This window comes from Edwardsiella ictaluri ATCC 33202, from assembly GCF_000264785.1.
Lineage (GTDB): Bacteria > Pseudomonadota > Gammaproteobacteria > Enterobacterales > Enterobacteriaceae > Edwardsiella > Edwardsiella ictaluri.
On record NZ_AFJI01000069.1, the window covers coordinates 1 to 25988 of the forward strand.

General features: G+C 61.7%; 21 protein-coding genes. 11 read left to right on the forward strand and 10 right to left on the reverse strand.

Annotated elements, in window-relative coordinates; translation table 11 throughout:
• The first annotated feature begins 217 nt into the window (after positions 1-217).
• From EIEH_RS10385 to EIEH_RS10395, 3 genes are all read left to right on the forward strand, one after another.
• The gene (locus EIEH_RS10385) at positions 218-1954 is read left to right on the forward strand and encodes an ABC transporter permease (protein WP_015872667.1); all 1737 of its coding nucleotides are present in this window, start codon (positions 218-220) and stop codon (positions 1952-1954) included.
• A gap of 36 nt (positions 1955-1990) precedes the next feature.
• Positions 1991-3310, forward strand: a complete 1320-nt coding sequence (locus EIEH_RS10390) for an ABC transporter ATP-binding protein (RefSeq protein ID WP_015872668.1) — start codon at positions 1991-1993, stop codon at positions 3308-3310.
• Positions 3311-3409: 99 nt separating this feature from the next.
• A complete protein-coding gene (locus tag EIEH_RS10395; protein ID WP_015872669.1) occupies positions 3410-3913 on the forward strand; it encodes a GNAT family N-acetyltransferase in 504 nt (167 codons plus the stop codon).
• A gap of 319 nt (positions 3914-4232) precedes the next feature.
• Here EIEH_RS10395 and rraB read toward each other — a convergent pair whose 3' ends face one another.
• On the reverse strand, positions 4233-4664 hold the full coding sequence (rraB, locus tag EIEH_RS10400) for a ribonuclease E inhibitor RraB (RefSeq protein ID WP_015872670.1): 432 nt from the start codon (positions 4662-4664) through the stop codon (positions 4233-4235).
• A 170-nt stretch (positions 4665-4834) separates the two neighbouring features.
• Between rraB and argF the strand changes: the two genes are divergently transcribed.
• On the forward strand, positions 4835-5836 hold the full coding sequence (argF, locus tag EIEH_RS10405; RefSeq protein WP_015872671.1) for an ornithine carbamoyltransferase: 1002 nt from the start codon (positions 4835-4837) through the stop codon (positions 5834-5836).
• A 68-nt stretch (positions 5837-5904) separates the two neighbouring features.
• Here the strand turns inward: argF and EIEH_RS10410 are convergent, their stop codons facing one another.
• The 4 genes from EIEH_RS10410 to glpA all read right to left on the reverse strand — a co-directional run bounded on the left by EIEH_RS10410 (position 5905) and on the right by glpA (position 10709).
• A complete protein-coding gene (locus tag EIEH_RS10410) occupies positions 5905-6387 on the reverse strand; it encodes a NanQ anomerase/TabA/YiaL family protein (protein WP_015872672.1) in 483 nt (160 codons plus the stop codon).
• Between the two features lie 221 nt (positions 6388-6608).
• On the reverse strand, positions 6609-7808 hold the full coding sequence (gene glpC, locus EIEH_RS10415) for an anaerobic glycerol-3-phosphate dehydrogenase subunit GlpC (protein ID WP_015872673.1): 1200 nt from the start codon (positions 7806-7808) through the stop codon (positions 6609-6611).
• Positions 7808-9070, reverse strand: a complete 1263-nt coding sequence (glpB, locus tag EIEH_RS10420; protein ID WP_015872674.1) for a glycerol-3-phosphate dehydrogenase subunit GlpB — start codon at positions 9068-9070, stop codon at positions 7808-7810. The genes glpC and glpB overlap by 1 nt, the downstream gene beginning before the upstream one ends.
• Positions 9060-10709: an anaerobic glycerol-3-phosphate dehydrogenase subunit A gene (gene glpA, locus EIEH_RS10425; RefSeq protein WP_015872675.1), complete on the reverse strand. Its 1650-nt coding sequence runs from the start codon at positions 10707-10709 to the stop codon at positions 9060-9062. Before glpA ends, glpB begins: the two co-directional genes overlap by 11 nt.
• A 424-nt stretch (positions 10710-11133) precedes the next feature.
• Here glpA and glpT point away from each other — a divergent pair, with 424 nt between their 5' ends.
• A complete protein-coding gene (gene glpT, locus EIEH_RS10430) occupies positions 11134-12486 on the forward strand; it encodes a glycerol-3-phosphate transporter (protein WP_015872677.1) in 1353 nt (450 codons plus the stop codon).
• A gap of 127 nt (positions 12487-12613) precedes the next feature.
• The gene (gene glpQ / locus EIEH_RS10435) at positions 12614-13693 is read left to right on the forward strand and encodes a glycerophosphodiester phosphodiesterase (RefSeq protein ID WP_015872678.1); all 1080 of its coding nucleotides are present in this window, start codon (positions 12614-12616) and stop codon (positions 13691-13693) included.
• Between the two features lie 50 nt (positions 13694-13743).
• Here glpQ and EIEH_RS10440 read toward each other — a convergent pair whose 3' ends face one another.
• Positions 13744-14379 carry a hypothetical protein gene (locus EIEH_RS10440; protein WP_035609466.1) on the reverse strand — a complete coding sequence of 212 codons (636 nt, stop codon included), beginning with the start codon at positions 14377-14379 and terminating at the stop codon, positions 13744-13746.
• A gap of 263 nt (positions 14380-14642) precedes the next feature.
• Here EIEH_RS10440 and EIEH_RS10445 point away from each other — a divergent pair, with 263 nt between their 5' ends.
• The 5 genes from EIEH_RS10445 (at position 14643) to kch (ending at position 21675) form a co-directional block, all read left to right on the forward strand.
• A complete protein-coding gene (locus EIEH_RS10445; RefSeq protein WP_015872680.1) occupies positions 14643-15254 on the forward strand; it encodes a glutathione S-transferase in 612 nt (203 codons plus the stop codon).
• A 75-nt stretch (positions 15255-15329) separates the two neighbouring features.
• Positions 15330-16721, forward strand: coding sequence for an L-seryl-tRNA(Sec) selenium transferase (selA, locus tag EIEH_RS10450; protein WP_015872681.1), 1392 nt, complete (start codon positions 15330-15332; stop codon positions 16719-16721).
• On the forward strand, positions 16718-18595 hold the full coding sequence (gene selB, locus EIEH_RS10455) for a selenocysteine-specific translation elongation factor (protein ID WP_015872682.1): 1878 nt from the start codon (positions 16718-16720) through the stop codon (positions 18593-18595). Before selA ends, selB begins: the two co-directional genes overlap by 4 nt.
• Positions 18596-18754: 159 nt before the next feature.
• Positions 18755-20284 (forward strand): acetaldehyde dehydrogenase ExaC, encoded by a 1530-nt coding sequence (gene exaC, locus EIEH_RS10460; protein WP_015872683.1) that lies wholly within the window; start codon positions 18755-18757, stop codon positions 20282-20284.
• Between the two features lie 104 nt (positions 20285-20388).
• Entirely contained in the window at positions 20389-21675 is a 1287-nt protein-coding gene (kch, locus tag EIEH_RS10465; protein WP_015872684.1) for a voltage-gated potassium channel protein, read from the forward strand.
• Between the two features lie 87 nt (positions 21676-21762).
• Here kch and ridA read toward each other — a convergent pair whose 3' ends face one another.
• The 4 genes from ridA to aaeB form a co-directional block, all read right to left on the reverse strand.
• The gene (gene ridA, locus EIEH_RS10470) at positions 21763-22149 is read right to left on the reverse strand and encodes a 2-iminobutanoate/2-iminopropanoate deaminase (protein ID WP_012849935.1); all 387 of its coding nucleotides are present in this window, start codon (positions 22147-22149) and stop codon (positions 21763-21765) included.
• Between the two features lie 99 nt (positions 22150-22248).
• Complete coding sequence (gene pyrI / locus EIEH_RS10475; protein ID WP_015872685.1) at positions 22249-22710, reverse strand: aspartate carbamoyltransferase regulatory subunit; 462 nt, start codon at positions 22708-22710, stop codon at positions 22249-22251.
• Positions 22711-22722: 12 nt separating this feature from the next.
• A complete protein-coding gene (pyrB, locus tag EIEH_RS10480; protein ID WP_015872686.1) occupies positions 22723-23658 on the reverse strand; it encodes an aspartate carbamoyltransferase in 936 nt (311 codons plus the stop codon).
• Positions 23659-24038: 380 nt separating this feature from the next.
• Positions 24039-25985, reverse strand: a complete 1947-nt coding sequence (aaeB, locus tag EIEH_RS10485; protein ID WP_015872688.1) for a p-hydroxybenzoic acid efflux pump subunit AaeB — start codon at positions 25983-25985, stop codon at positions 24039-24041.
• Positions 25986-25988: the final 3 nt, after the last annotated feature.

Here is a 25988-nt window from a genome sequence, read left to right on the forward strand (position 1 = left end):
ACGACGACGACGACGACGACGACGACGACGCGCNCTCNNTNTNTTTTTAGTGTACGCCCGCGTCGGCCCGTAAATGCGCGATACCGGTGCCAAGCCTGCCGCAACGGTTATAATCACAGACAGCGTAATCAACCACCTACCGATATTGGGGGCCATCCGCGCACGCACTCCGCTATCATCATGCCGGATCGCGCCGCCCCCTGATGCGAGGAGCCCGATGGATATTCGACACCCCGGCAGCCACGGGCCGCTTAGCCTGAACCCCAATCGCTGGGATATCGTCGCCTTTCCGCTGATCATCAGCCTTATCGCCATGATGGCCATCGGTTTTCATCAGGCGCTGCAGCCCCTCGCCAGCCTGGGAAAGCAGAGCATCTCCCTGGCGCCGGATGCCCTGCCGGACTATGCCCTGCGCACCACCCTGCGCATGCTGCTGGCCATGCTGGCCTCGCTGCTGTTCACCCTGATCTACGGCACGCTGGCGGCCAAAAGCCGACGGGCGGCCAAGGTATTGGTGCCGATGCTGGATATCCTGCAGTCGGTGCCGGTGCTCGGCTATATCTCGTTTACCGTCACCTTCTTTATCGCCCTGTTCCCCGGACGGGTACTGGGGGTCGAACTGGCGGCCATCTTCGCCATCTTCACCAGCCAGGCCTGGAATATGACCTTCAGTTTTTACCAGTCCCTGCGCACCGTCCCCGGCGATCTGGATGAGGTCGCCCGCGGCCTGCACTTCACCGGCTGGCAGCGTTTCTGGAAGCTGGATGTCCCCTTCGCCATGCCGGGGCTTATCTGGAACATGATGATGTCGATGTCCGGCGGCTGGTTCTTTATTGTGGCCTCAGAGGCGATTACGGTCGGCAATACCCATTTTACCCTGCCGGGCATCGGCGCCTATCTGGCCGAGGCGATCCTGCAGCGCGATCTCCACGCCATCGGCTGGGTGCTGCTGACCATGGTGGCGGTGATCCTCATCTACGATCAGCTGCTGTTCCGCCCGCTGGTCGCCTGGGCCGACAGGTTCCGTATGGAGAATACCCGCACCGCCAATCCCCCCACCTCCTGGCTGCTCAACCTGCTGCGGCGCACCCGCCTGTTCCACCGGCTATTCACGCCGCTGGGACAGCTGCTGGGCTGGCTGGCACGCCTGCCGCTGCGCTGGCCCGGACAGCCGCGCTACCGCCCCGCTCCGGCACCGGGGCGCTCACAGCGCTATCTCGATCTGCTCTGGAGTGCCGCTATCCTCTTGCTGACTCTGTATCTGTGTACCCGGGTCATCCTGTATGTCCACAGCGGCGTTTCACTGCATGAGGTCGGCTATGTCCTGCTGATGGGGCTGGTAACCCTGCTGCGCGTCAGCCTGCTGATCCTGATCTCCTCGTTGATCTGGGTGCCACTGGGGGTGCTGATCGGCCTACGCCCGGCACTGGCCGGTAAGATCCAGCCGCTGGCCCAGTTTTTGGCCGCCTTCCCGGCCAACCTGCTGTTTCCTGCCTTCGTCATCGCCATCATGCACTTTCAGCTCAACCCCGATATCTGGCTGTCGCCTCTGATCGTGCTGGGCACCCAGTGGTATATCCTGTTCAACGTGGTGGCCGGTACCATGAATTTCCCCAATGACTATCGCGAGGTCACGGCCAATCTGCATATCCGCGGCTGGCAGTGGTGGCGCCAGATCATGCTGCCGGCCATCTTTCCCTACTATGTCACCGGCGCCGTCACCGCCGCCGGCGGGGCCTGGAACGCCAGTATCGTGGCCGAATATGTCCAGTGGGGTGATACCCGGGTGGTGGCGCACGGTCTGGGGGCCTATATCGCCGAAAACACCGCCAGCGGCAACTTCCCCAACATCATCCTGGGCATCGCCATCATGTCGCTGTTTGTCACCCTGTTTAACCGCCTGCTGTGGCGCCCACTGTACGCCTATGCAGAATCCCGCTTTCGCGCTAACTGATCCTGAACACCTGAACACTAACCGAGGAGCCGCGCCATGACCGATCCCCTTTTCCCAACGCCGCACAACGTCACGTCAGCGTCTATCCTGAGCGTACAGAACGTTGATCACGGCTATGAGCAGGCACACGGCGTCCAGACCATCCTGCAGGGGGTTAACCTGACGCTGCGCGAGGGCGAGATAGTGGCCCTGCTCGGCCGTTCCGGGTCGGGAAAATCCACGCTGCTGCGCATCATATCGGGCCTGATCACCCCCAGCGCAGGCCAGGTGGACTACCTTGGCGCGCCGGTGCATGGCCCGGCCAGGGGGGTGGCGATGGTGTTCCAGACCTTCGCCCTGTTTCCGTGGCTGACGGTGCTGCAAAACGTGGAGGCCGGTCTGGAGGCGCAGGGCATGGCGGCAGCCGTTCGGCGTACCCGGGCGCTGGCGGCCATCGACCTTATCGGCCTGGACGGTTTTGAAAACGCCTACCCGCGCGAACTCTCCGGCGGAATGCGCCAGCGCGTCGGCTTTGCCCGCGCCCTGGTGGTTGACCCCACGCTGCTGCTGATGGACGAGCCGTTTTCGGCCCTCGATGTCCTGACCGCCGAAACCCTGCGCACCGACCTGCTCGACCTGTGGGGCACGGGCAGGCTGCCGATTAAGTCGATGCTGATCGTCACTCACAACATCGAAGAGGCGGTGTTCATGTGCGATCGCATCCTGCTGCTCTCCTCACACCCCGGCAAGATCGTCGCCGAGATAGCCGTCCCCTTCCACCATCCACGCAGCCGCCTCGATCCGCCGTTTCGCCACCTGGTCGATGAGATTTACGCCCAAATGACCGCGCGCAGCGGCGACAATACGCTGCGTCACGAGCTGAAGCTGGGCTCCTGGCTGCCCCATGTCTCCACCAACCTGATCGCCGGGCTGCTGGAAACCCTGGCAGCCGCCCCCTACCACGGCCGCGCCGACATGCCCGATCTGGCGCTGGCACTACACATGGAGGTCGACCGGCTGTTTCCCGTCGCCGAGGTGCTGCAACACCTGGACTTCGCCAGCGTGCAGCAGGGCGACATCATCCTCACCCCGGCTGGCGAGCAGTTCGCCGTCATGGACACCCAGCCGCGCAAGGCGCTGTTCGCCACCCACCTGCTGCGCCATGTCCCGCTGGCCACGCTGATTAAAAACGTGCTCGACGAGCGCCCCGGCCACCGGGCACCGCGGGTACGCTTTGAGCAGGAGCTGGAGGATGTGCTCTCCGATGACGCGGCGCGCGAAACCCTGGACACCGTGATCAACTGGGGACGCTATGCCGAGATCTTCTCCTATAACGATCAGAGCGGCTCTTTTAGCCTGGAGGACGTCGAATTTTAATCCGCATCGCGCCGCTTTCCCCGGCGGCAGCTTGCATAATGGAGGGCGACGGTGCTATTTAAGAGGCCTCTTACCCGCTCACTGAACAGGGATCCCCAGATGACCGACCAACCCGCCCCCGACATCCGCATTCGCCCACTGACCGCCGCCGACAATGGGGCGATTGCCGACGTGATCCGCCGCGTCTCTGCCGAATGCGGCCTGAGCGCCGACAAGGGGTTCACCGTCTCCGATCCCAATCTGGATCGTCTGGCACAGACCTATGCGACACCGCGCAGCGCCTACTGGGTCGTCGAACTGGAGGGGCTGGTGGCAGGGGGCGGGGGCGTCGCGCCGCTGGAGGGGGCGGCACCACACCTGTGTGAGCTGCAAAAAATGTACTTTCTGCCCGCGCTGCGCGGACGCGGTCTGGCCAAGCGCCTGGCCCTGCAGGCGCTGGACTTCGCCCGTGCGCAGGGGTTCACCCACTGCTATCTGGAGACCACCGCCACCCTGCACGACGCCATCACCCTGTACCGTCATCTCGGCTTTGAGCCTATCGACGCCGCGCTGGGTGCCACCCGCCACGTGGACTGTGAAGTTCGCATGCTGCGTACGCTATAGGCGATCGGCCTGCGGAACACCCGCCGCCCAGGAAGAGGACAATCTGGCCCAATCGACGCACCCTCGGAGTGCGGCCAGGCAGGCCAGGTCTCAACCACCGCAATGGCTGTATCGTCCGGGAGAGGCGCCGCCTGGGACTCTCGTATCCCCCGGCAGTGCAGGATGCACAAATACGCGATCCCTCTGGGGGTATGGCTAACTCAGGGGCGTCATCGCTGACGCAATGCTGGATGCACCCTGTCTGGCAGGGGCGCTTACGTGGGGCAAAAAAACAGGAGCCCACAGGCTCCCGTCAGCACGATCACGATCGGTGTCGATCTCAGTGGCGACGACCGTCGTCGTCCTCGTCGATCGCCTCGTTGTCGTACTCCTCGCCGTCGTCACCCTCTTCGCCGTCCGGATCCTCAAAATAGGTTCCCCAGCCGTCGTAGCTGACGTCGTGTTTTTCCGCCAGGGCGATCAGCTGCTCGACCTGGGCGTCGATGATCTCGGCGTTCAGACCCACTTCGCTTATCACATCACAGCACATCAGCAGGATGCCCTCTTCAACCTCCAGCTCCTCAGCATCGGTCACTTCGTAACCCAGCTTGAACGCCTCCACGGCGGCCTGCTCCAGCGCCTCAAAGCTCTCCGCCGACAGATGGTGCTCAATGGTGTACAGCGCATCCGGATCGCTGCCATCGTCCAGCAGCTCCTCGATAATCATGCGGGTCTCTTCACGCTGTTCTTCCAGCAGCTCTCGGTTTGCCATTTCACTGATCCTCAATCGCTAAGCCTTTGACGCATTCTCCCACAGGCGACGGCGCCTCACCACTCAAGAAAAGACAATATTTCACGCTCGGGGGTTGAAAATGAATTTTAATACACATAATGTGAATATAAATTCATCACAACACACCCCCACAGACGGAGATGTTCCATATGGATCAGCTTAATCAGCAGCACTTTCTGAGGTTACTGGATTTCACCCCGCAGCAAATTGCATATCTAATCAATCTGGCCGCCGAGCTGAAACAAGCCAAAAAACAGGGGTGCGAACGCCCCCGTCTGCATGGGAAAAACATCGCGTTGATCTTTGAAAAGGACTCCACCCGTACCCGCTGCTCCTTTGAGGTGGCCGCCTACGATCAGGGCGCCCACGTCACCTACCTCGGCCCCAGCGGCAGCCAGATAGGCCATAAAGAGTCGATCAAGGATAGCGCGCGGGTGCTCGGCAGGCTGTATGACGCCATTCAATACCGCGGCTTTGGCCAGCAGGTGGTGGAAACCCTGGCGCACTACGCCGGCGTACCGGTATGGAATGGCCTGACCGATGAGTTCCACCCCACGCAGATTTTGGCGGATCTGCTCACCATGAGCGAACACTGCGCCAAGCCTCTTTCCGCCATGAAGCTGGCCTATCTGGGCGACGCGCGCAATAACATGGGCAACTCACTGCTGGAAGGCGCGGCACTGATGGGGATGGAGCTGCGGCTGGTCGCGCCCAGGGCCTACTGGCCGGAAGCCGGACTGATCGCCCAATGCCAGACCGTGGCGCAGCAAACCGGCGCCAAGCTGGTGCTGACGGAGGACGTCGCCGAAGGGGTACTGGACGCCGACTTCCTGTATACCGATGTGTGGGTCTCCATGGGCGAACCCAAATCGGTCTGGCAGGAGCGCATTACCCAGCTGCTGCCATATCAGATCAACATGCAAACGCTACAGCTGAGCGGCAACCCGCAGGTGAAGTTCCTGCACTGCCTACCCGCCTTCCACGACGAGATGACCGGCGTAGGGCAGCAGATGGCCGCGCAGTATGGGCTGCACGATGGTATTGAGGTGACCGATGAGGTGTTTGAATCACCCCACAGCATCGTCTTCGATCAGGCGGAGAACCGCCTGCATACCATCAAGGCGGTGATGGTGGCGACCCTGGGAGAATAATGGCGCGCGCAGCCTCTGAGGCAGCGCACCACGCGGCCAGCGGTCACTGCCGCTGGCCGCCGTAACCGCTACAGCAGGCCGAGCGCCTGGGCATCCAGCTTGATCACCGCCTTGCGCACCCGTGCCGGCCCATCCAGCGCACACAGTGGTTTATGCACCTCGCCGGGATAGAACACCACAAAATCACCCGCGCACAGCGTCAGCAGTTTCTCCTGCAGACCGCCCGCCCCCACCGGCAGGAAAGCGATATCCTTCTCCGCCAGCAGATCCTCTCCGGCTACGCCCGGCGCCAGATTGCTGAAGCCCATGCCCTCCTGCCCCTCCAGCACGATCTGGATATCCAGATAGCGGGCATGGTATTCGGCGCGGCGCGTTTCGGCCGGTGCCGTATCATCGTGGGCGATCAGTACGAACTGGCGCTGCGCATCAATTTCATAGCAGCCCGCCGGGGTCTCGGCGCTGAAGTTGGCCATCACATATTCAATCGCCTGGCGCAGCGCGACCGGCAGATACGGCATCTGATCCAGATAGTGAACGTTACCCGTTAACATGACTCATCATTCCCTTATTTATAAAACTGTGTTTTATTTTAACCGGACTGGACGGACGTAACTGCGCCGTTCGCCACATTTATGGCAGGGGTGTCAGAAAGAAAAAAAGTCCCGGCGCAGGCCGGGACCAAACAGGGACACTCACTCAAACAGGAATTAATAACAATAGAAAACAGTATAATACAGCGTTACCCTTCTCAGCCTGCAGCGCCACCGACAGACTACGCCAAGGCCTGCGCCAGCAGGGTGATCGGATGCTCGCAGCGCTTGCTGGTGGACATTTCGATCTGCCATTTACAGGTTTCACAGTCGGTCACCACCAGATCCACCCCACTGGCTTCGATCTGACGGAACAATCCGGCGCCGATGCCCTGTGCGGTCTCGTAGTTCTCTTTCTTGAAACCGTAGGTACCGGCGATGCCGCAGCACTGGGAGTCCAGAATGATAAGCTCTACACCCGGGATCATCTGCAGCAGCGCCAGGGTATAGGGCGCCCAGCCCATTCTCTCCATATGGCACGGCGTATGGTAGGCGATCTTCAGGTTCAGCGGCTTTAGGGGCAGCGTGCGTCCGCCGTCGAGCAGACGGTAAAGATGGCGGGTCGCCAACTCGACCCGGTCGCGCACCGGCGTGGTATCGATATCCAGTACGTGCGGGTATTCATCGCGCAGCATGAAGGTGCAACTTGAAGAGGTCGCCACCACCGGCAGCCCCTTCTCCAGCACCGCCTCGCTCAGGGAGTCGGCGTTCACCCGCGCCTGTTTCCTGGCCTGATCGATAAAGCCGTTGGCCACCAGCGGCACGCCGCAGCACTTCTCGCGCGACAGCAGCTGTACCCCGATATCCATGGCGTTAAACACCCGCACCAGATCCTTGCCCAGCTGCGGATGGTTGTAGTTCACGTAGCAGCCGTGAAAGAACGCCACCTGCTCGCTAAAGCGCGCCTGCTCCGCGCTCTGCTTGCGCATCCAGCTGCGGAAGGTGCCATGGGAGTACTTGGGCAGCTCGCGGCGGTGGTCGATCTTCAGCGCCTTATCCAGCAGCTGACGCACCGGCTTCAGGCCGGTGGTGGCGTTGATCAACGGCGCAAACGGCGTAGAGAGGGTGCCCATCAGATCGGTATGGCTGAGGATGGCGTCGCGCAGCCTGGGCTTATGGTTACCGTACTGATTCTTGGCACGCAGAATGATGTCGCCGATCTTCACATCGGACGGGCAGGCCACCTCACAGCGCTTGCAGTTGGTGCAGTACTTCAGCGCCTCATCGTACAGCTGCGGATCCTTCAGGCGCAGACGCTCCCCGTCCGGGCCCGCCTGTTTCGGACCGGGATAGGCCGGATTCACCTTGGCGACCGGACAATAGGTGGTGCACACGGTGCACTTGATACATTGTTCAAAGCTGTTATCAGCAGGCAGGCTCATTACGCGTCCTCCGCCAGGATCTGTTGCGCGGCGTGCAGGGCGGTGAGCAGGGAAACCCCGGCGCCGCAGCCCTGATGGATCGGATCATAGCCGCCCAGCACGGCGCCGGCGGCATACAGATTATTGACAACGGTGCCGTTGACGGCGGCACGCTGCCCGGCGTCGCCGCGTACCCCGAACTGCAGATACGGCTGCGGCGCGAACATCGACTCGCTGCACCAGTCGCTGCGATCGGCGGCCGAGATGACGTCCAGACCGAACACCGGCTCACGCACGCCGCCGAAGTCAGCGCGCAGCCCGTTGCTGAAGAAGCTGCCGCTGGCCAACACCACATGACGCGGACGCAGCGGAATATCGCCGTGATTGCGGGTGTATACCCGGGCCACCCGGTTATTCTCATACTCCGCGCGCAGCACCGTATCCCCCGGCATGATCAGGCCACCCAGCGCCTGAAAGCGGCGACGCAGCTGCTGGTGAATATGGATCCCCAGCACCGACGGCGGCAGGGTCGGCAGCAGCAGCAGCGGACGGGCGACCGCCGCGCGCAGCTGCGCCAGCGCATCGTCGCAGTCCACGCCGACGCAGGCGGGCATCAGGATGGCATCCGCCTGCGCCCCATGACGGTTCAGCTCCTCGGCCAGCAGGCGGCGGTTCTCTGCCACGTCGAGCACCCGTGCAATGTTGACCGCGCGGAACTCGCTGGGGTTACCGCGCAGGCGATCCAGCGCCGGCAGCGTCAGCTCGACCACCTCGCACTCGCCCCCCTGCTCCTGCAGGGAGCTGGCCACCAGCTGCGGCTGAAAATCGAGAAACCCTTCGATACCGGCCACCAGGATACGCTGCCACGGCAGCGCGGCATCCACGTCGCTTACCGGCACCTCATTCGGGCTCAGCCAGGTCAGACGGCGGGTGCCCAGGGGGGTGACCCGCAGATGGTTACGCCGATGGTCGCCCACCAGTGCCAGCCCGCTGCGCTCCAGCAGACGCTCGGCCTCAACGGCGTAGCGGGAAAACTGCCCGGCGCCCATCAGGCTATAGGGGTGCTGCGGCGCCTGGCGCTGCAGCTCGTCGATCGCCGCGCGCGGATCGGTAACCGCTGTGCCGTCCGGCAGGCGCGACAACAGGTCGAAGGAGCCGGAGGAGAAGTGCAGCGCACTCTGCCCGGCGCTGACGATAGCACAGCGCTGCCCGGCCTCCGCCAGACGAATGCCACAGGCCAGTCCGGCCAGCCCTCCGCCGATCATCAGGGTATCAAATTTCATCGTCGCTCTCCCCGCGCTGCGGCAGCGCGGTATCCATCCCGCACAGCCCCTGGTAAACCCAACTGGTAAATTCGCTTTCGCGCAGTGCATTACCCCAGGCGATCGGACGGATCCCCTTCCAGCGTTCGTTCAGGAAGTGGGACAGCTGATCGATAGACTGCTGCGGCGTGGTGACCTTAAATCGGTTCAGCAATCCGGCCGCACGGCAGGCGCACAGCTCGCCCTGACAGGTGCCCATCCCCACGCGGGTGCGACGGCGCAGATCCACCAGGTTATTCACCGTCAGGGAGTCCACGGCGTAGCGGACTTCCCCGGCAGTCACCGCTTCACATTCACACACCAGGCTGCTGTTCAGGCGATCGCCGTTCAGCAGGCGATCGGCGCGATCGCCATGGCGGTAAACCGCCGAGCCACGGATCGGCGCCGGCAGCGAAACCACCTTGCGCAGCGTCTCTTCGGCCGACTGACCGGAGCCGGGCAGCGGCTCGCTGGCGGTGGTGCAGAGGGTGGTGACGCCCAGCTTTTCACAGACTTTATCAGTGGCCCATTCGGCCATCAGGCGATAGGTCATCAGCTTACCGCCGGTAATGGTGATAAAGCCCTCCAGCCCATCGCGCACCGCGTGATCCAGCAGCACGATACCGCGGCTGACGTTACGCCCGCTCGGATCGTCATCGCTGGCCACCAGCGGACGCACTCCGGCGTAGGCCCGCAGAATGCGGGTCGCCGCCAGCTTGGGTGCCAGCTTCTCCCCTTCGCGGATCAGGGTATCCACCTCCTGCGGCGTGACCATCATGTTGTCTATCTGATCGTAATCGACGTGGGTCGAGGTGGTACCGATCAGTGAAATGGTATCGCCCGGCACCAGAATATCGGCATCCGCCGGCTTGCGGCAGCGGTTGATCACCATGTTGTTGATACGGTGCCCCAGGATCAGCAGCGCCCCCTTGGCTGGGAACATCTTGATACGCAGATCGGCATACTCGGCGATGTGCTGCCCCCAGATCCCGGCAGCGTTGACCACAATCTGTGCGTGAATGTCATAGCGCTGGCGCGATTTATGGTCGATAACGCGCACACCGTTCACCCGATCGCCCTGGCGCAGCAGCCCGCACACCTCATGATAGGTCAGCGCCTGGGCGCCGTGCTCACGCGCATCCAGCATGTTGGCCGCCGTCAGGCGGAAAGGATCGACAGTACCATCCGGCACGCGCACCGCGCCCAGCAGATTCGGGTTGGCGGCAGGCTCCAGGCGCAGCGCCTCGGCCGGATCGATGGCTTCGGCATCGATACCCGCGGCGCGGCAGGACGCAATAAAACGCGGCTGATAGGCCAGATCATCTTCCGGCAGCGTAATGAACAGCCCGTCGGTACGCTCGACGCAGTGGCGGGCGATGCGCTTCAGAATACGGTTTTCTTCAATACATTCGCGCGCAGACTCGTCGTCGGTCACCGCGTAACGGGCACCGCTGTGCAGCAAACCATGATTACGGCCGGTCGCGCCGGTGGCGATGTCGTGGCGCTCCAGCAGAATGCAACGCAGGCCACGGCGCGCGCAGTCACGGGCGATACCGGCGCCGGTGGCGCCGCCGCCGATAATGACGACATCAGTTTCCTGTGATGCGGGGCTCTGTAACATGAGTGGCTCCCAAGCCAAATGAGTAGTAATGAACCTAGTAAGCCATATTACGGCGATAAAATGTTTGATAAGGAGCAAATACGCGCACAAAACGAAACCAAAATGACGACAAAAGATCATTGGCGTGATCTCATCCACATTTTTAATACATTTCAATCACGCGAATAGATGTTATTTTTTTACTCCATGGATTAATTTGTATATCAATATCATAAAACTGTAACAATATGAGCGATCTCTCACAGTATCAGCTTTCGCAATTGCCTATCCTGCGCTCGAAAATGAAAACAAATGGTATGTCTACTCGCCTCCTACGCCGGTGGATGCATCCCTCTCTCTTAATAAGCATAGGGTGTGCCTTAACCGCATTCATTGGGAAAACGGATTGAGACAGTACAAACAATAACAGTCATCGGAGACATTTATGTTAAGCATGTTTAAGCCCGCGGCACATAAAACGCGGCTGCCGGATACGCAGGTAGACCCGACCTACCGCCGCCTGCGCTGGCAGATTTTTATGGGGATTTTCTTTGGCTATGCCGCTTACTACCTGGTGCGTAAAAACTTCACCCTGGCGATGCCTTACCTGGTAGAACAGGGGTTCTCGCGCGGCGATCTCGGCTTTGCCCTCTCCGGCATCTCCATCGCCTACGGCTTCTCCAAGTTCATCATGGGCTCCGTCTCTGACCGCTCCAACCCGCGCGTCTTCCTGCCGGCCGGTCTGATCCTGGCCGCCGTGGTGATGCTGGTGATGGGCTTCGTTCCGTGGGCAACCTCCAGCATCATGACCATGTTCGTGCTGCTGTTCCTGTGCGGCTGGTTCCAGGGTATGGGATGGCCGCCGTGTGGCCGTACCATGGTGCACTGGTGGTCGCAGAAGGAGCGCGGCAGTATCGTGTCGGTATGGAACTGCGCCCACAACGTGGGCGGGGGGCTGCCGCCACTGCTGTTCCTGCTGGGGATGGCCTGGTTCAACGACTGGCATGCCGCGCTGTACATGCCGGCCTTCGCCGCCATTCTGGTCGCCCTGTTCGCCTTTGCCATGATGCGCGATACCCCCCAGTCTTGTGGACTGCCGCCCATCGAGGAGTATAAGAACGACTATCCGGACGACTACTCCGCCAAGGCGGAGCAAGAGCTGAGCGCCAAGCAGATTTTCATGCAGTACGTCTTCCCCAACAGGCTGCTGTGGTACATCGCCATCGCCAACGTGTTCGTCTATCTGCTGCGCTACGGCATCCTGGACTGGTCACCGACCTACCTGAAAGAGGTGAAGCACTTCGCGCTGGATAAGTCCTCCTGGGCCTACTTCCTGTATGAGTACGCAGGTATCCCCGGCACCCTAATCTGCGGTTGGATGTCTGACAGGGTCTTCCGCGGCAACCGCGGCGCTACCGGCGTGTTCTTCATGACCCTGGTGACCATTGCCACCATCGTTTACTGGCTCAACCCGGCGGGCAACCCTAACGTCGATATGGCCTGCATGATCATCATCGGCTTTTTGATATACGGTCCGGTAATGCTGATCGGCCTGCACGCCCTGGAGCTGGCGCCGAAGAAAGCAGCCGGTACTGCGGCGGGCTTCACCGGCCTGTTCGGTTACCTGGGCGGCTCCGTGGCAGCCAGCGCCATCGTCGGCTACACCGTCGATTACTTTGGCTGGAACGGCGGCTTTATGGTGATGATCGGCGGCAGCATCCTCGCCGTGGTGCTGCTGTTGGTCGTGATGATCAACGAAACCAAACATCACCGCGAGCTGGAAGCCAGGAAAGAGTGATAGAACGCAATGGCGGCGGCATCCCGCGCACCGACGCCATTGCACAAGGCTGTGCCGCTCACCCGGGGTGCGGCCTTTTGTTTACCCCTGCACCTCGTAAAACAACACCAAAAATAAGGATAACCCTATGAAAATCAAACTTAACTCGATTGTCACCGGGCTTCTTCTCGGCGGAACGCTGGCAATGAGCGCCCAGGCGGCTGACAACAAAGTGGTGATTGCTCACCGCGGCGCCAGCGGCTACCTGCCGGAGCATACCCTGCCCGCCAAAGCCATGGCCTACGCCCAGGGTGCCGATTTTCTGGAGCAGGATCTGGTGATGACCAAAGACGACCAGCTGGTAGTGCTGCATGACCACTATCTGGATCGGGTAACCGACGTCGCAGACCGCTTCCCTGACCGAGCACGCAAGGATGGCCGCTACTATGCCATCGACTTTACCCTGGATGAGATTAAATCCCTGAAGTTCACCGAAGGGTTTGATATTGAAAACGGCAAGAGGGTACAGAGCTACCCGGGCCGCTTCCCGATGGGGAAATCTGACTTCCGGGTACACACCTTTGCAGAGGAGATCGAGTTCGTTCAGGGGCTAAACCACTCCACCGGCAAGAACATCGGCATCTACCCGGAGATCAAGGCGCCCTGGTTCCACCAGCAGGAGGGCAAGGACATCTCCGCTAAGGTACTGCAGGTGCTCAGGCAGTACGGCTATACCGATAAAGATGCCAACGTCTATCTACAGTGCTTCGACGCCAACGAACTCAAGCGGATTAAAAACGAGCTGATGCCGAAGATGGGGCAAAACCTCAAGCTGATACAGCTGATCGCCTATACCGACTGGAACGAAACCCAGGAGAAGAAGCCGGACGGCACCTGGGTCAACTACAGCTATGACTGGATGTTCAAGCCCGGCGCCATGAAGCAAATTGCCCGGTATGCCGACGGCATCGGCCCGGATTACCACATGCTGGTCAGCGAAGACTCCCGTAAGGGCAGCATCAGGCTGACCAATATGGTGAAAGAGGCGCACGCCAACAACATGGCCGTCCATCCCTACACCATTCGCGCCGATCAGCTGCCGGACTACGTCACCGACGTCAATCAGCTGTATGACGTGATCTACAACCAGGCCGGCGTCGACGGCGTGTTTACCGACTTCCCGGACAAGGGCGTACAGTTCCTGCAAAGGCAGGGACAGCATCAGTAAGCCGGAGCAACCGGGGCACATGCCCCCGGATCTCCGCGGCGGGGTAGGGTTTAAAAGGGCGGAATCACCCCGTTAATGCCGACAAAGGCGCGCAGCACCTCCGCCGTAGCGCGCCCTTCGCGTACCGTCAGGATCAGCACCGCTGCCTGCCCCGGCCGCAGCGCGCCGCGCGTGAGTGAATCCACAAACACCACCGGTGTCTGCAGGCCGACCCTAATCTGCTGCGTCCCCCCACCATAGCGTAATACCAACGGCTGTCCCGCCACATCGCCGTCTCCGCGCCAGGTTCCCCCGACATCGACGGTGCCGTTGGTCATACTGCCCTGTTCACCGCTGACCAGCCGCCAGGGGGTATGTCCCTCGCCCGCGCCACGCAGACGATCGGAGAACAGGTGAAGTGTCTGAGCCTCCAGCGTACCATCCGCCAGCGGCAGCGCCACCGCCCCCAGAAATGCGCCGGGACGGATATCGTCCAGCGATGCGCTGAACACCCCGAACAGGCGCGTTGCGGGGGTCATCCTCAGCATCAGCTCTCCACCGTGACGCTCGCGCAGCTGCAGCGCATCGGGCGAAACGGCACTCAGGGTGCCGCGCACGGTCAGCATCCGCGCATCGGTATCGCCCGCTTGGGCGCAGCCGGAAAGCAACCAACAGAAACAGAGACAACACAATATCCGATATCCCATGATCTCCTCCTTGAGTCGTAGCGCTGACCCACGGTGGCCACGCGCCGATCTTTCCAGCATACGGTGGTGCGCACGGCGATAACAGACACAATCCCTGCAACTCGCTCGGATAACGCCTCCATACCCTGAAAACAGCTTTTTCTGTGCAAGGATTGTGCGATGTGCCCGGTAGCATGCTTAATTTCTGTCATACTTGAGTGTCGCGGCGGTTCTCCCCGCCAATCCGGCCATGGGGCGTCATGGCCAGCCAACAGGAGGCCCGTATGAAACTGATCGGCAGTTATACCAGTCCCTTTGTACGCAAAATCTTTATTCTGCTGCTGGAAAAGCAGCTGACCTTCGAGTTCGTCAACGATAATCCCAATCTGGACAGCTCCCGGGTGCCCGACGTGAATCCGCTGGGCAAAGTGCCCGCGCTGGTGACGGACGACGGCGAGGTCTTCTTCGATTCACCGATCGTGGCCGACTATATCGACAGGCTCACGGAAACGCCCCGCTTTCTGCCTCTCGACGGGGAACACGCGCTGCGGGTGCGCCAGACCGAGGCGCTGGCCGACGGCATCTGCGATGCCGCAGTCACCATTGTGAAAGAGCTGCGCCGTCCCGCCGAACGTCGGGATGGGCATGAGCTGCAGCGCCAGCGCGACAAGATCCTGCGCGGACTGGATGCACTGGAACGCTGCGTCGCCGAGGGCCGCTGGATCGGCGGCGAGACGCTGAACCTCGCCGATATCGCCGCCGGCTGCTGCCTGAGCTATCTCAACTTCCGCCGCGTCTGCCCCAACTGGTGCGTTGGACGCCCAGCGCTGGTACGCCTGGCGGAGCGCCTGTTTCAGCGCGACAGTTTTCTGCGCACCGCGCCACCGGCCAACTAGGCTGTATTCCTGCCCCGTCAGCCTTTATCATGGGGGTCATTCGCCCCGCGCAGATTAAAGGTACGGAACAGTTCAATGAGTTCAGATAGTCAGGTGCTTTACAGCCAAATCCCCGCGATCGATACCCTGCTGCGCACGCCCGCGTGCGCAGCCCTACAGGCGCAGTATGGCAGTCAGCTGGTTACCCAGGCCCTGCGTTCGCTGCAGCAGCAGGCCCGTCACGCCATCCAGCGGCAGCAGGCGTTGCCTGACTGGTGCGTCGACTGGGGTGTGGCCTGCACCCGGCGGCTCGCTGAGACGCTGCAACCGGCCATGCGTCGGGTCTTTAACCTGACCGGCACCGTCCTGCACACCAATCTTGGCCGGGCACTGCTGCCCGATACGGCGATCGCGGCAGCGGCCGGGGCGATGGGTGCCCCGGTCACCCTGGAGTACGATCTGGACGACGCGGGGCGCGGCCACCGCGATCGCGCTATCGCCGATCGGCTGTGCGCCCTGACCGGTGCCGAAGACGCCTGTATCGTTAACAATAACGCGGCAGCGGTGCTGCTGATGCTGGCGACCCTGGCGCCGGGGCGCGACGTGATCGTCTCGCGCGGTGAGCTGGTGGAGATCGGCGGTGCGTTCCGTATTCCCGACGTCATGACCCAGGCCGGCTGCCGTCTGCGCGAGGTGGGCACCACCAACCGCACCCACCTGCACGACTACCGCCAGGCCATCGGTGAGCACAGTGCGCTATTGATGAAGGTGCACACCAGCAACTACGCTATCGCCGGGTTCACCGCCGCCGTCAGCGAGGCCGAGCTGGCTGCCCTGGGCCAGGAGTATGGTCTGCCGGTCATCAGTGATCTCGGCAGCGGATCGCTGCTGGACATGGCCCACTACGGTCTGCCCGCCGAGCCAATGCCGCAGCGTATGCTGGCCGATGGCGTCGATCTGGTCAGCTTCTCCGGTGACAAGCTGCTCGGCGGTCCCCAGGCCGGGATCATTGTTGGCCGCCGGGAGCTGATCCACCGTCTGCAGCGCCATCCGCTCAAGCGCGCCCTGCGCTGCGGCAAGATGACGCTGGCGGCGCTGGACGCCACGTTGCAGCTGTACCAGCAGCCGGAGAAGCTGCGGCAGGCGCTGCCCACCCTGCGCCATCTGACGCGGGAGGCGAGCGAGATCGCCGCCTGCGGCGAGCGGTTGCTGGCCCGCCTGCGCCCCCACTATGAGGAGGCGTTCGTCCTGACGCTGGAGCCCTGCCTGTCGCAGATCGGCAGCGGATCGCTGCCGGTGGATCGCCTGCCGAGCCATGCGATCACCCTGACCCCGCGTGACGGTCGCGGCGGCACCCTGACGGCGCTGGCCGACCGCTGGCGCGCGCTGCCCTGTCCGGTCATCGGGCGACTGCAAGAGGGCAAACTGTGGCTCGATCTGCGCTGTCTGGACGATGAGCAGGCGCTGCTCCAGGAGCTGTGCCAATGATCATCGCCACCGCAGGACACGTTGATCACGGCAAAACCACCCTGCTGCGCGCCCTGACCGGCATCGATACCGATCGCCTGCCGGAGGAGAAGCGCCGCGGCATGACCATCGATCTCGGCTATGCCTACCTGCCGCTGGCGGATGGGCGGGTACTGGGATTTATTGACGTCCCCGGACATGAAAAATTTCTGGCCAATATGCTGGCCGGCATCGGCGGCATCCCACAGGCGCTGCTGGTGGTCGCCTGTGACGACGGCGTGATGGCCCAGACCCGTGAGCACCTGCTGCTGCTGCGCCTGGCCGGACGACCCGGCCTGACCGTGGCACTGACCAAATCCGGGCGGGTCGATGCACCGCGACGGGCGCAGGTGCGCGACCAGGTGCAGGCGCTGCTGGCGGAGCAGGGCTGGCCAGACGCGGCGCTGTTCGAAACCGATGCCATGAGCGGTCAGGGCATCGAGGCGCTGCGCCACCATCTGTTGACCCTGAGCGCAGTCCCACCACAGGCCGATCGGCGCTTCCGCCTGGCCATCGATCGCGCCTTCAGCGTCAAGGGCAGCGGGCTGGTTGTCACCGGTACAGCGCTGGCCGGAACGGTATGCTGCGGCGATACGCTGTGGCTGACCGGCTGCGATAAGGCGGTACGGGTACGCACCCTGCACGCCCAAAACCGGGAGGCGCAGCGGGCACAGGCCGGTCAGCGCGTGGCCCTGAACCTCAGCGGTGACGTAGAAAAAAGCCAGATCCAGCGCGGCGACTGGCTGCTGGCGCAGCGACCCGCCGCAGCGGCAGCCCAGCGGGTGCTGGTCGCAGTAGACAGCGTCGCACCGCTGCAGCACTGGCAGCCGCTGCATCTCCACCACGCCGCACGCCACATCACCGGGCGCCTCTCGCTGCTGGAAACCACCGCTGCGCCGCAGGCGCCGACCCTGGCCGAACTGGTGCTCGACACCCCCCTCTGGCTGGCCGAGGATGACACCCTGATCCTGCGCGACATCGCCGCGCGCCACACCCTGGGCGCGGCACGGGTGCTACAACTGGAGGCACCGCGCCGCGGCAAGCGTCAGCCCGCCTTTTTGGAGACCCTGCGTCGCCTGGCTCAGGCCCGCGGCGACCGTGAGGCGCTCAGCCTGCGCCTGCCCTCGGGCACCCTGAGCATCGCCAACCTGGCCTGGTCGCGCCAGCTGACGGAGGAGTCCTGCCGGACGCTGCTGGCGCAGGACGATCTGCTGGTGGTCGGCGATCACCTGCTCTCCCGCACGACGGCGACGCGGCTGCGTCAGCGGCTGCTGGATACCCTGGCGTACTATCATGCCCAGCACGGCGATCAGCTGGGCGTCGGGCGCGCCCGCCTGCGACGCATGGCGCTGCCGACCGGGCCAGAGACGCTGGTATTTCATCTGATAGGCGAGCTGCTGGCCGAAGGCGCGCTATGCAACAGCCGCGGCTGGCTGCATCTGCCACAGCACCGCCTGGCCATGACACCGCCGCAGCAGGCGCTGTGGCAGCGGGCGCAGCCGCTGTTCGCCGACGATCCATGGTGGGTGCGCGATCTGGCCAATACCCTGAACGCCGATGAGAATGAGATGCGCCAGACGCTGCGCCAGGCGGCGCTGCTCGGGCATATCACCGCCGTGGTGCGCGATCGTTACTACCGCAACGAACGGCTCTACCAGTTTGCCGAGCTGATCCGCCAACAGGATCACAGCCAGGGCAGCACCAATGCAGCTGACTTCCGCGATCAGCTCGGCGTAGGCCGTAAGCTGGCAGTACAGATCCTGGAGTTCTTCGACCGCTGTGGCTTTACCCGGCGACGCGCCAACGACCATCTGCTGCGCGATGCCGGTCTATTTTGCGCCGACGACAAAATGTAATCAATGAGTTATAAAAAAGTAAATAAAAGTGTGATCATGGGCAAATATTGACCGTATTTCGCTGTCTGCCGGTGCAATATCGCTTATGCTGGGAGGATGGCTGCATTATTGCCTGTTACCCGCCAGCACCCGTTGGCGCCACCAGCCAAGGAGACAGTAATGACCGATCACGCGCCCTTCACACCGGCCAGCGCCGGCTCGCCATTGCAGCTAAAAGCCCGCTATGACAACTTTATCAACGGCCAATGGCGGGCTCCCGTCGAGGGCAACTACTTTATTAATTTAACGCCCATCACCGGGCAGCCGCTGTGCGAAGTCGCCAGTTCCGGGCGGCAGGATATCGATTTGGCGCTGGATGCCGCCCATGCGGCCCGTGCAGCCTGGGGACAAACCTCGGTACAGCAGCGTGCGGCCCTGCTGAACAAAATCGCCGATCGTATGGAGCAACATCTGGTAGAGCTGGCCCATGCCGAAACCTGGGATAATGGGAAACCCATCCGGGAAACCCTCAATGCCGATGTGCCGCTGGCTATTGACCATTTCCGCTATTTTGCCGCCTGTATCCGCGCCCAGGAGGGGGGGATCAGCGAAATCGACCATGAAACTGTCGCTTACCACTTCCATGAACCGCTTGGCGTGGTCGGCCAGATAATTCCGTGGAACTTCCCGCTGCTGATGGCCTGTTGGAAACTGGCACCGGCGCTGGCGGCAGGCAACTGTGTGGTACTCAAACCCGCCAAACTGACGCCGCTGTCCGTGCTGACGTTAATGGAGCTCATCGGCGATCTGTTGCCACCGGGCATCGTCAACGTGGTCAACGGTGCAGGGGGAGATATTGGCGAATATTTGGCAACCTCGCCACGTATCGCCAAAGTTGCTTTTACCGGTTCGACAGAGGTCGGCCAGCGCATCATGGGGTATGCGGCCCAAAACGTTATCCCGGTGACGCTGGAGCTGGGGGGAAAATCACCGAACATCTTTTTTGAAGACGTCATGGATAAGGATGACGCCTTTCTGGATAAGGCGCTGGAAGGCCTGGCCATGTTCGCCTTTAACCAGGGAGAGGTCTGCACCTGTCCCAGCCGGGCGCTCATCCAGGAGTCCATCTATGAACGCTTTATGGAGCGCGCCATCCGGCGGGTAGAGACTATCCGCAGCGGGAACCCCTTAGATACCGAAACCCAGATGGGCGCACAGGTCTCTGCAGGTCAAGTGGAGACCATCCTCAACTACATCGCCCTGGGACAAAAGGAGGGGGCGCAGCTGTTGACCGGCGGTGGGATACACCACCAGACGGGCGCACTGGCGCAAGGGTACTATCTGCAGCCCACCATTCTGCGCGGCCACAACCGCATGCGTATTTTCCAGGAGGAAATCTTTGGCCCGGTGCTGGCCGTAACCACCTTCCGCGATCGCGATGAGGCGCTGGCGCTGGCCAACGACAGCCACTATGGCCTTGGCGCTGGCGTATGGACCCGTAATGGCACACTGGCTTACCAGATGGGGCGAGGCATTCAGGCCGGACGGGTCTGGACCAACTGCTACCATGCCTACCCGGCTCACGCGGCATTCGGTGGCTATAAACAGTCCGGAATCGGGCGTGAAACCCACAAAATGATGCTGGATCATTATCAACAGACGAAATGCCTGCTGGTCAGCTACAGCGATCGCGCATTGGGGTTTTTCTGATTCTGAGATTTATCCGCCCACAGACCCGCCCTTAAGGCGGGTCTCCCTATCCATTACCGCCCATACGCGTTACACTTTTTATTATTTCCTTAACGCGCATCGCTATGAAAAAACTGTTCCACCGCGTATGTAGCCTGTTTAAGCCTTCATGGTGTCTGGCGCTGCTGGTTGCCCTTGAGGGCTATCTGTTTGCCGAACCGGTGGTCATCCAGGCATTCCGCTATGTTCCCGGCGCAATACAGTCATTCCGCAGCTGGAGAGAAGCACTCTCCATGGTTAATCTGCTGGAGATCCCCCGCGTCATGCTGGGGGTAGCACTGATGCTGATGTCCATCGGTATGCTGTTACGCGCACGCGTCGCCTGGGCGTTTACCCTGCTGCTGCTGATCGCCATCGCCGTGCTGTCGCTGATCCAGGATCCCAGTCTGCCCATCTGGCAGGCACAGGATCTGGTACGCCTGCTGTGGCACGATCTCAGGGTGTGGAACTGGCAGGACATCTCGCTGACCAATCTGGAGGGCTACAGCCATAACCTGACGCTGTATACCCTGGTTCTGATCGCCCTACTGATACGCTACTGGGAGCGATTTGACCGGGCCAGCCTGGCTGCCGGCAGCCTGTTTGCCCTGGTCAGCTTTGCCTCGTTGCTCATCTACGCCATCTTTGGCTCGCTGTATCTGGGCAACGAGTTCAAGCCGCCGATCCTGGACGTGGTCACCGCGTTCTACTTTTCAGTCGTCAGCATGTCCACCGTCGGCTTCGGCGATATCGTTCCCTATACCGCCACCGCGCGGCTGTTCACCATCTCGGTGATCGTGATGGGAATTACGGTATTCGCCACGTCAATCAGCGCCATCATCGGTCCGGTGATCGGCGGCAACCTTAAACGCATGGTTAAAGGCAGGATCTCTCACGTGATGCGCAAAAACCACTTTATCATCGCCGGCGCGTCGCCGCTGGCGCTCAGTATCTACAAGGGGCTGAAGGAGCGCGGCGATGCGATCACCGCCATCGTCCCGATGAGCGTCGCCCACGAGTACCCGCAGGATGCTGATGTGGTGGTCGGCGATCCCTCCAGCGCACAGGTGCTGACGGAGGCCGGCGCCGCGCGTGCGCTGTACATTCTGGCGCTGCGCGAGGACGATGCGGAAAACGCCTTTATCGTCCTGGCAGCCAAAGAGGTGGCAGGCGGCGCCACCAAGACCATTTCGCTGGTCAACGCCAGTAAGCATCTGCAGAAGATCAAGCGGGTACAGCCAGATATGGTGTTCTCGCTGCAGCTGCTGGGCAGCGAACTGCTGGTGCGCACCCTGAGCGGCGAAGCCATCGACAACAAGCTGGTTACGCAGCTGTTCTTTGGCAATGCCGAGGTAGCAGGGGAGCAGGACTGACCTCCGTCCGCGCCCCCATGGCCGCTGCGTTACCCCCATCGGCGGGGGTAACGCAGCGGTCAGCCCATTCGGGCTGACCGATAGATATCAGCGACGTAGCGCGATAGCCTCGATTTCGATCTTCACATCTTTCGGCAGGCGAGCCACTTCCACACAGGAGCGGGCCGGGAACGGCGCACTGTGCTCATTAAAGAACGCTTCATAGGTGGCGTTCACCGTCGCAAAATCATTCAGATCTTTAACGAATACGGTCGTCTTCACGATGCTGGCCACACTCAGGCCGGCGGCTTCAACGATCGCTTTCACATTTTCCAGCGACTGACGGGCCTGGGCGGCAACATCGTCCGCAACCAGACCGGTTTTTGGGTCAACCGGGATCTGGCCGGAGGTGATGATCATGTTGCCCAGATCAACGCCCTGTACATAAGGCCCAATGGCGGCCGGTGCGTGCTCAGTGCTGATGGTGCCAGACATATCTGCTCCTTAAGGATGGTAGGATGTGACGTTACCGCGGGACTACGGTAACCAGGCCCCATTATAAGGAGCCCGCACGGCAAATCCCACCCTGCCGGATCACTGTTCCATCACGGCGTGATGCGCAAACTCTTTCTCACAATACTTGCACTTAAGCAGTACCTCACCGGCACGGGCGCGCACGCTGAAGCTGGAGCAAACCGGTTCGCTGCGGCTGATGCAGTTACTGTTGGGACAGGTCAGTACGCTGTCGATGCGCTCCGGCAGGCTCGGCACCATCTTGCGCACCACGCTGTAGTTCTCAATGCAGTTGACCGTAGCGCGCGGGGCGTAAATCGCCAGCTGGTTCACCTGCTCCTCGCTGAGAAAGACATCCTCAATCTTGATCAGATCCTTGCTGCCCTGTGCGTTAGAGGGCAGATTCAGGCCGATGGTGACCCGCCGATCGGTCTCCGTCAGCTTGAACAGGGTCAGCAGCTTAAAGCCAACGTGCGCCGGGATATGGTCAATGACGGTGCCGCATTTAATCGCTTCAACCTGTAATTTGTTGTCGTGAGTCATTTCGTTTCTCCCTTAGAAATTCAGTTCAGCGTTGAGGATCAGGGCCAGCAGCGCCTGACGGGCGAAGATACCGTTGCCCGCCTGCTGGAAATAGTAGGCATAGGGGGTGACATCGACGTCGGGGGTGATCTCGTCGATACGCGGCAGCGGATGCAGCACTTTCAGGTTATCGCGCGCTCCCTCCAGCATCGTGGCGCGCAGAATGAACTGCGACTTAACGTTGGCGTATTCGGAGGGATCCAGACGCTCTTTCTGTACCCGGGTCATATACAGAATATCCAGCTGTGGAATCACCTCTTCAATGGTTTCATGCAGGCTGTAGGCGATCCCCTTCTCCTCCAGCATGGTCAGAATATAATCCGGCATCGCCAGGGCCTGCGGAGCGATGAAGAAGAAGCGGTTACCCTCAAACTTGGCCAGCGCCTGAGTCAGGGAGTGCACGGTGCGCCCATACTTCAGGTCGCCAACCATGGCGATATTGATGTTATTCAGGCGCCCCTGGGTCTCCTGAATAGTAAATAGATCCAGCAGCGTCTGGGTCGGGTGCTGGTTGGCGCCGTCACCGGCGTTGACCACCGGGATGCGGCCGCAGAACTCCGTGGCCAGACGGGCGGCCCCCTCCTGCGGGTGACGCATCACGATGGCGTCGACATAGGTGCCGATCACCGAGATGGTATCCGCCAGCGTCTCCCCCTTCTTGCCCAGCGAGGTGTTGCTGCTGTCGGCAAAGCCGACCACCGAGGCGCCCAGGCGGTGCATGGCGGTTTCAAAAGAGAGGCGGGTACGGGTGGAGGCCTCAAAGAACAGGCTGGCGATCACCTTGTGGCGCAGCAGCTCCGGCTGCGGCGTGGCCTTCAGGCGGGCGGCGGTATCAAGTACCAGCTCAAGCTCGCGGCGACTCAGATCGTTGATGGAGACAATATCTTTTAGATACAAGGGATTAGCCATTGGTGCTCTCCTATTCTGACGCCAGCGACGCGGGCATCCTGTTCACTCGGGTTAATTTTTCAACTTGCCGGATTATGGGCAAAAAAAAACCCTCAAATGAGGGGTTTTCTACGATCGAGGATACGACGGGAGAAAAACGGCCAGTGGCTGCCCTGATGGGGCAGATTTTTCGGTCGCATCACGACCGATAAACCACAATAGCCTACGCTGTTTCTCATGCTGTCTCCCGGCAAATTGTCCGGCATTATACTCATCGATCCCCTCGCCGCAAGCACAATCTTCCCCAGTGATTGATTTAGCGCAAACGGTTACTTGATTAATAAAGCATCCGTTTGGTTAATCATCGTACCGATGCAAGCGCCACCGGGTTAGCGATGCACCTAATCCAGCAGCACGCTGCGGTATCGATACAGCACATCGGCAAGCTGATGCAACGGCTGCAGCACGGCGCTGGCGATACCCTGCCGCGCCAGACAATCGGCATAGTCACCCAGCTCCGTCGTCAACTGCAAAAGAGCACCGCTGCACCGTGCCGAACCGCCCCCGCTCAAGAGCCGGGTTGCCGCTGCGTCGATAGCACGCAGCCGCCCGGCATCACATGGCAGCGCCGAGTGCGCCAAACGCTGCTGTAGGACGATCAGCGTCAGCGCCAGGCGATAACGCCCAATGTCATCGGGAAACAGCGTCAGCAGCAAAAGCAGCTGGCGGTAGAGGGCCGGCAGCAGGTTTCCACGCGTCCCCTCTCTCCGCAGGGCCGCCACTGCGCCAAACGCCAGATGCCGCATCAACGCCCGCCCGGTGCGGGCGCGCGAACGATCGTGTACCACCAGCAGCACCACCAGCGCCAGCAGGCAACCGACCATCTGGCCGATAGCGCTGTCGACAAAGCGCTCTATCGGAAACCCCATCGGATTGCTGAGCGCCAGAATATTCAGGGTCGAGGCCAGCGTTCCCATCGATCCCAGACGGCGCTTTTGTACCGCCATCCCGCAGATAAAGGTCAACGCGCCCAGGCTCAGGCACAACAGTACCAGGCTTTGTTGCGTGGCGGGAAGGATCAGCGTGTAGTACAGTGCGCCGACCGGCAGCGCCACCAGCGAGCCCATCAAAAAGTCAATCGCCGCCATCCGCGGATTGGGGGTGCGTACCGCCAGCGAGGTCACTACCGCGATCATGATCATACAGCCGCTGCCCGCGCTCCAGCCGCTCCACAGCCAAAACAGCGCGCCCAGCGAGGTGGCCAGCCAGGTGCGCAGGCCATTGATCAATGCATGGTGCCCCTGGACGGAGTAGAGCGGGCGCGGTGCGGTGTCGTGAGCGAGGGTCGCCGCCTCATACCGCCCGATACGGACATTGCTCGCCACACCTTTGACCAACAGTTGCAGCCGACTGGCGCCACCGATCCAGCCGATCAGCGCGGGCGGCAGCTGATGCTCCCCGTGCGCCACCAGCAGGCGACGCAGCTGCTTTAAGCGTTGATAGGCCTCCTCAGGCGTGTCTACCGGAGCAGCTATCAGGGCCAAAAACGGCGCAGGCAGCGCCATAGGGGTCTGACACTGAGTCAGAAAAATTTCACATGCCCGGGTGATCAGCGTCAGCGATAGGGTGTGCAGCGCCGTTAGCCGACGACAGGCACGCGGCCAGCGAGACGACTCCAGCGCCAGGCTGGCGCGCATCTCTTCCAGCGTATGACTCTCCCTAATCAACCTGTGCCAGCTCCGGTCGATGGCATCACCGTCGCGACCGTCGACACAGCACTGTAGCAGGCGTAGCTGGCCGAGCAACATGCCGCCGACGACGCGATCCACCTCCCCCTTAACCGAGCGCGGCGCCAGCAGCGTATCTACCAGCACCGCGCAGACGATCCCCAGCACGATCTCCCCACAGCGCTCCAGAGCCAGCTGCAGGATAAACTGCGGCTCGCCGAGGCAGGAGACGACGATGATCAACGCCGTATAACCGGACAACCCCAGTGCATAGGAGTTCTCCATACGCACCAGCGACGACAGCCAAGTGCAGACACCCGCCCACAGGCAGCACAGCAGGATCATCAGTAGCGGTGCGCGAATCAATAGCATCATCAGCAGCAGGGCGCACAGGGAACCCAATACCGTGCCGATGATACGCAGCCAGCCGCGGTAGCGAATGGCGCCAGAAAAAGGCTCACCGCCAGCGGCAAAGGCCGGGGCAGCGGCCACCAGGGCAGCGGTCAGCGCTGACCAGCGCGGCATCGGCAGACCGAAATAGAACCCGAGCAGCAGCGACAGAACGCTTGCCAGCGTCAGCTTGCAGGCAAAGCGCAGGCGGATCGCGCGTGGATACAGCATATT

What these genes read in the sequence shown, in the direction of transcription:
- EIEH_RS10385 (WP_015872667.1), top strand. Translation starts at nt 218, where the DNA reads ATGGATATTCGACACCCCGGCAGCCACGGGCCGCTTAGCCTGAACCCC.
- EIEH_RS10390 (WP_015872668.1), top strand. Translation starts at nt 1,991, where the DNA reads ATGACCGATCCCCTTTTCCCAACGCCGCACAACGTCACGTCAGCGTCT.
- EIEH_RS10395 (WP_015872669.1), top strand. Translation starts at nt 3,410, where the DNA reads ATGACCGACCAACCCGCCCCCGACATCCGCATTCGCCCACTGACCGCC.
- rraB (WP_015872670.1), bottom strand. Translation starts at nt 4,664, where the DNA reads ATGGCAAACCGAGAGCTGCTGGAAGAACAGCGTGAAGAGACCCGCATG.
- argF (WP_015872671.1), top strand. Translation starts at nt 4,835, where the DNA reads ATGGATCAGCTTAATCAGCAGCACTTTCTGAGGTTACTGGATTTCACC.
- EIEH_RS10410 (WP_015872672.1), bottom strand. Translation starts at nt 6,387, where the DNA reads ATGTTAACGGGTAACGTTCACTATCTGGATCAGATGCCGTATCTGCCG.
- glpC (WP_015872673.1), bottom strand. Translation starts at nt 7,808, where the DNA reads ATGAGCCTGCCTGCTGATAACAGCTTTGAACAATGTATCAAGTGCACC.
- glpB (WP_015872674.1), bottom strand. Translation starts at nt 9,070, where the DNA reads ATGAAATTTGATACCCTGATGATCGGCGGAGGGCTGGCCGGACTGGCC.
- glpA (WP_015872675.1), bottom strand. Translation starts at nt 10,709, where the DNA reads ATGTTACAGAGCCCCGCATCACAGGAAACTGATGTCGTCATTATCGGC.
- glpT (WP_015872677.1), top strand. Translation starts at nt 11,134, where the DNA reads ATGTTAAGCATGTTTAAGCCCGCGGCACATAAAACGCGGCTGCCGGAT.
- glpQ (WP_015872678.1), top strand. Translation starts at nt 12,614, where the DNA reads ATGAAAATCAAACTTAACTCGATTGTCACCGGGCTTCTTCTCGGCGGA.
- EIEH_RS10440 (WP_035609466.1), bottom strand. Translation starts at nt 14,379, where the DNA reads ATGGGATATCGGATATTGTGTTGTCTCTGTTTCTGTTGGTTGCTTTCC.
- EIEH_RS10445 (WP_015872680.1), top strand. Translation starts at nt 14,643, where the DNA reads ATGAAACTGATCGGCAGTTATACCAGTCCCTTTGTACGCAAAATCTTT.
- selA (WP_015872681.1), top strand. Translation starts at nt 15,330, where the DNA reads ATGAGTTCAGATAGTCAGGTGCTTTACAGCCAAATCCCCGCGATCGAT.
- selB (WP_015872682.1), top strand. Translation starts at nt 16,718, where the DNA reads ATGATCATCGCCACCGCAGGACACGTTGATCACGGCAAAACCACCCTG.
- exaC (WP_015872683.1), top strand. Translation starts at nt 18,755, where the DNA reads ATGACCGATCACGCGCCCTTCACACCGGCCAGCGCCGGCTCGCCATTG.
- kch (WP_015872684.1), top strand. Translation starts at nt 20,389, where the DNA reads ATGAAAAAACTGTTCCACCGCGTATGTAGCCTGTTTAAGCCTTCATGG.
- ridA (WP_012849935.1), bottom strand. Translation starts at nt 22,149, where the DNA reads ATGTCTGGCACCATCAGCACTGAGCACGCACCGGCCGCCATTGGGCCT.
- pyrI (WP_015872685.1), bottom strand. Translation starts at nt 22,710, where the DNA reads ATGACTCACGACAACAAATTACAGGTTGAAGCGATTAAATGCGGCACC.
- pyrB (WP_015872686.1), bottom strand. Translation starts at nt 23,658, where the DNA reads ATGGCTAATCCCTTGTATCTAAAAGATATTGTCTCCATCAACGATCTG.
- aaeB (WP_015872688.1), bottom strand. Translation starts at nt 25,985, where the DNA reads ATGCTGTATCCACGCGCGATCCGCCTGCGCTTTGCCTGCAAGCTGACG.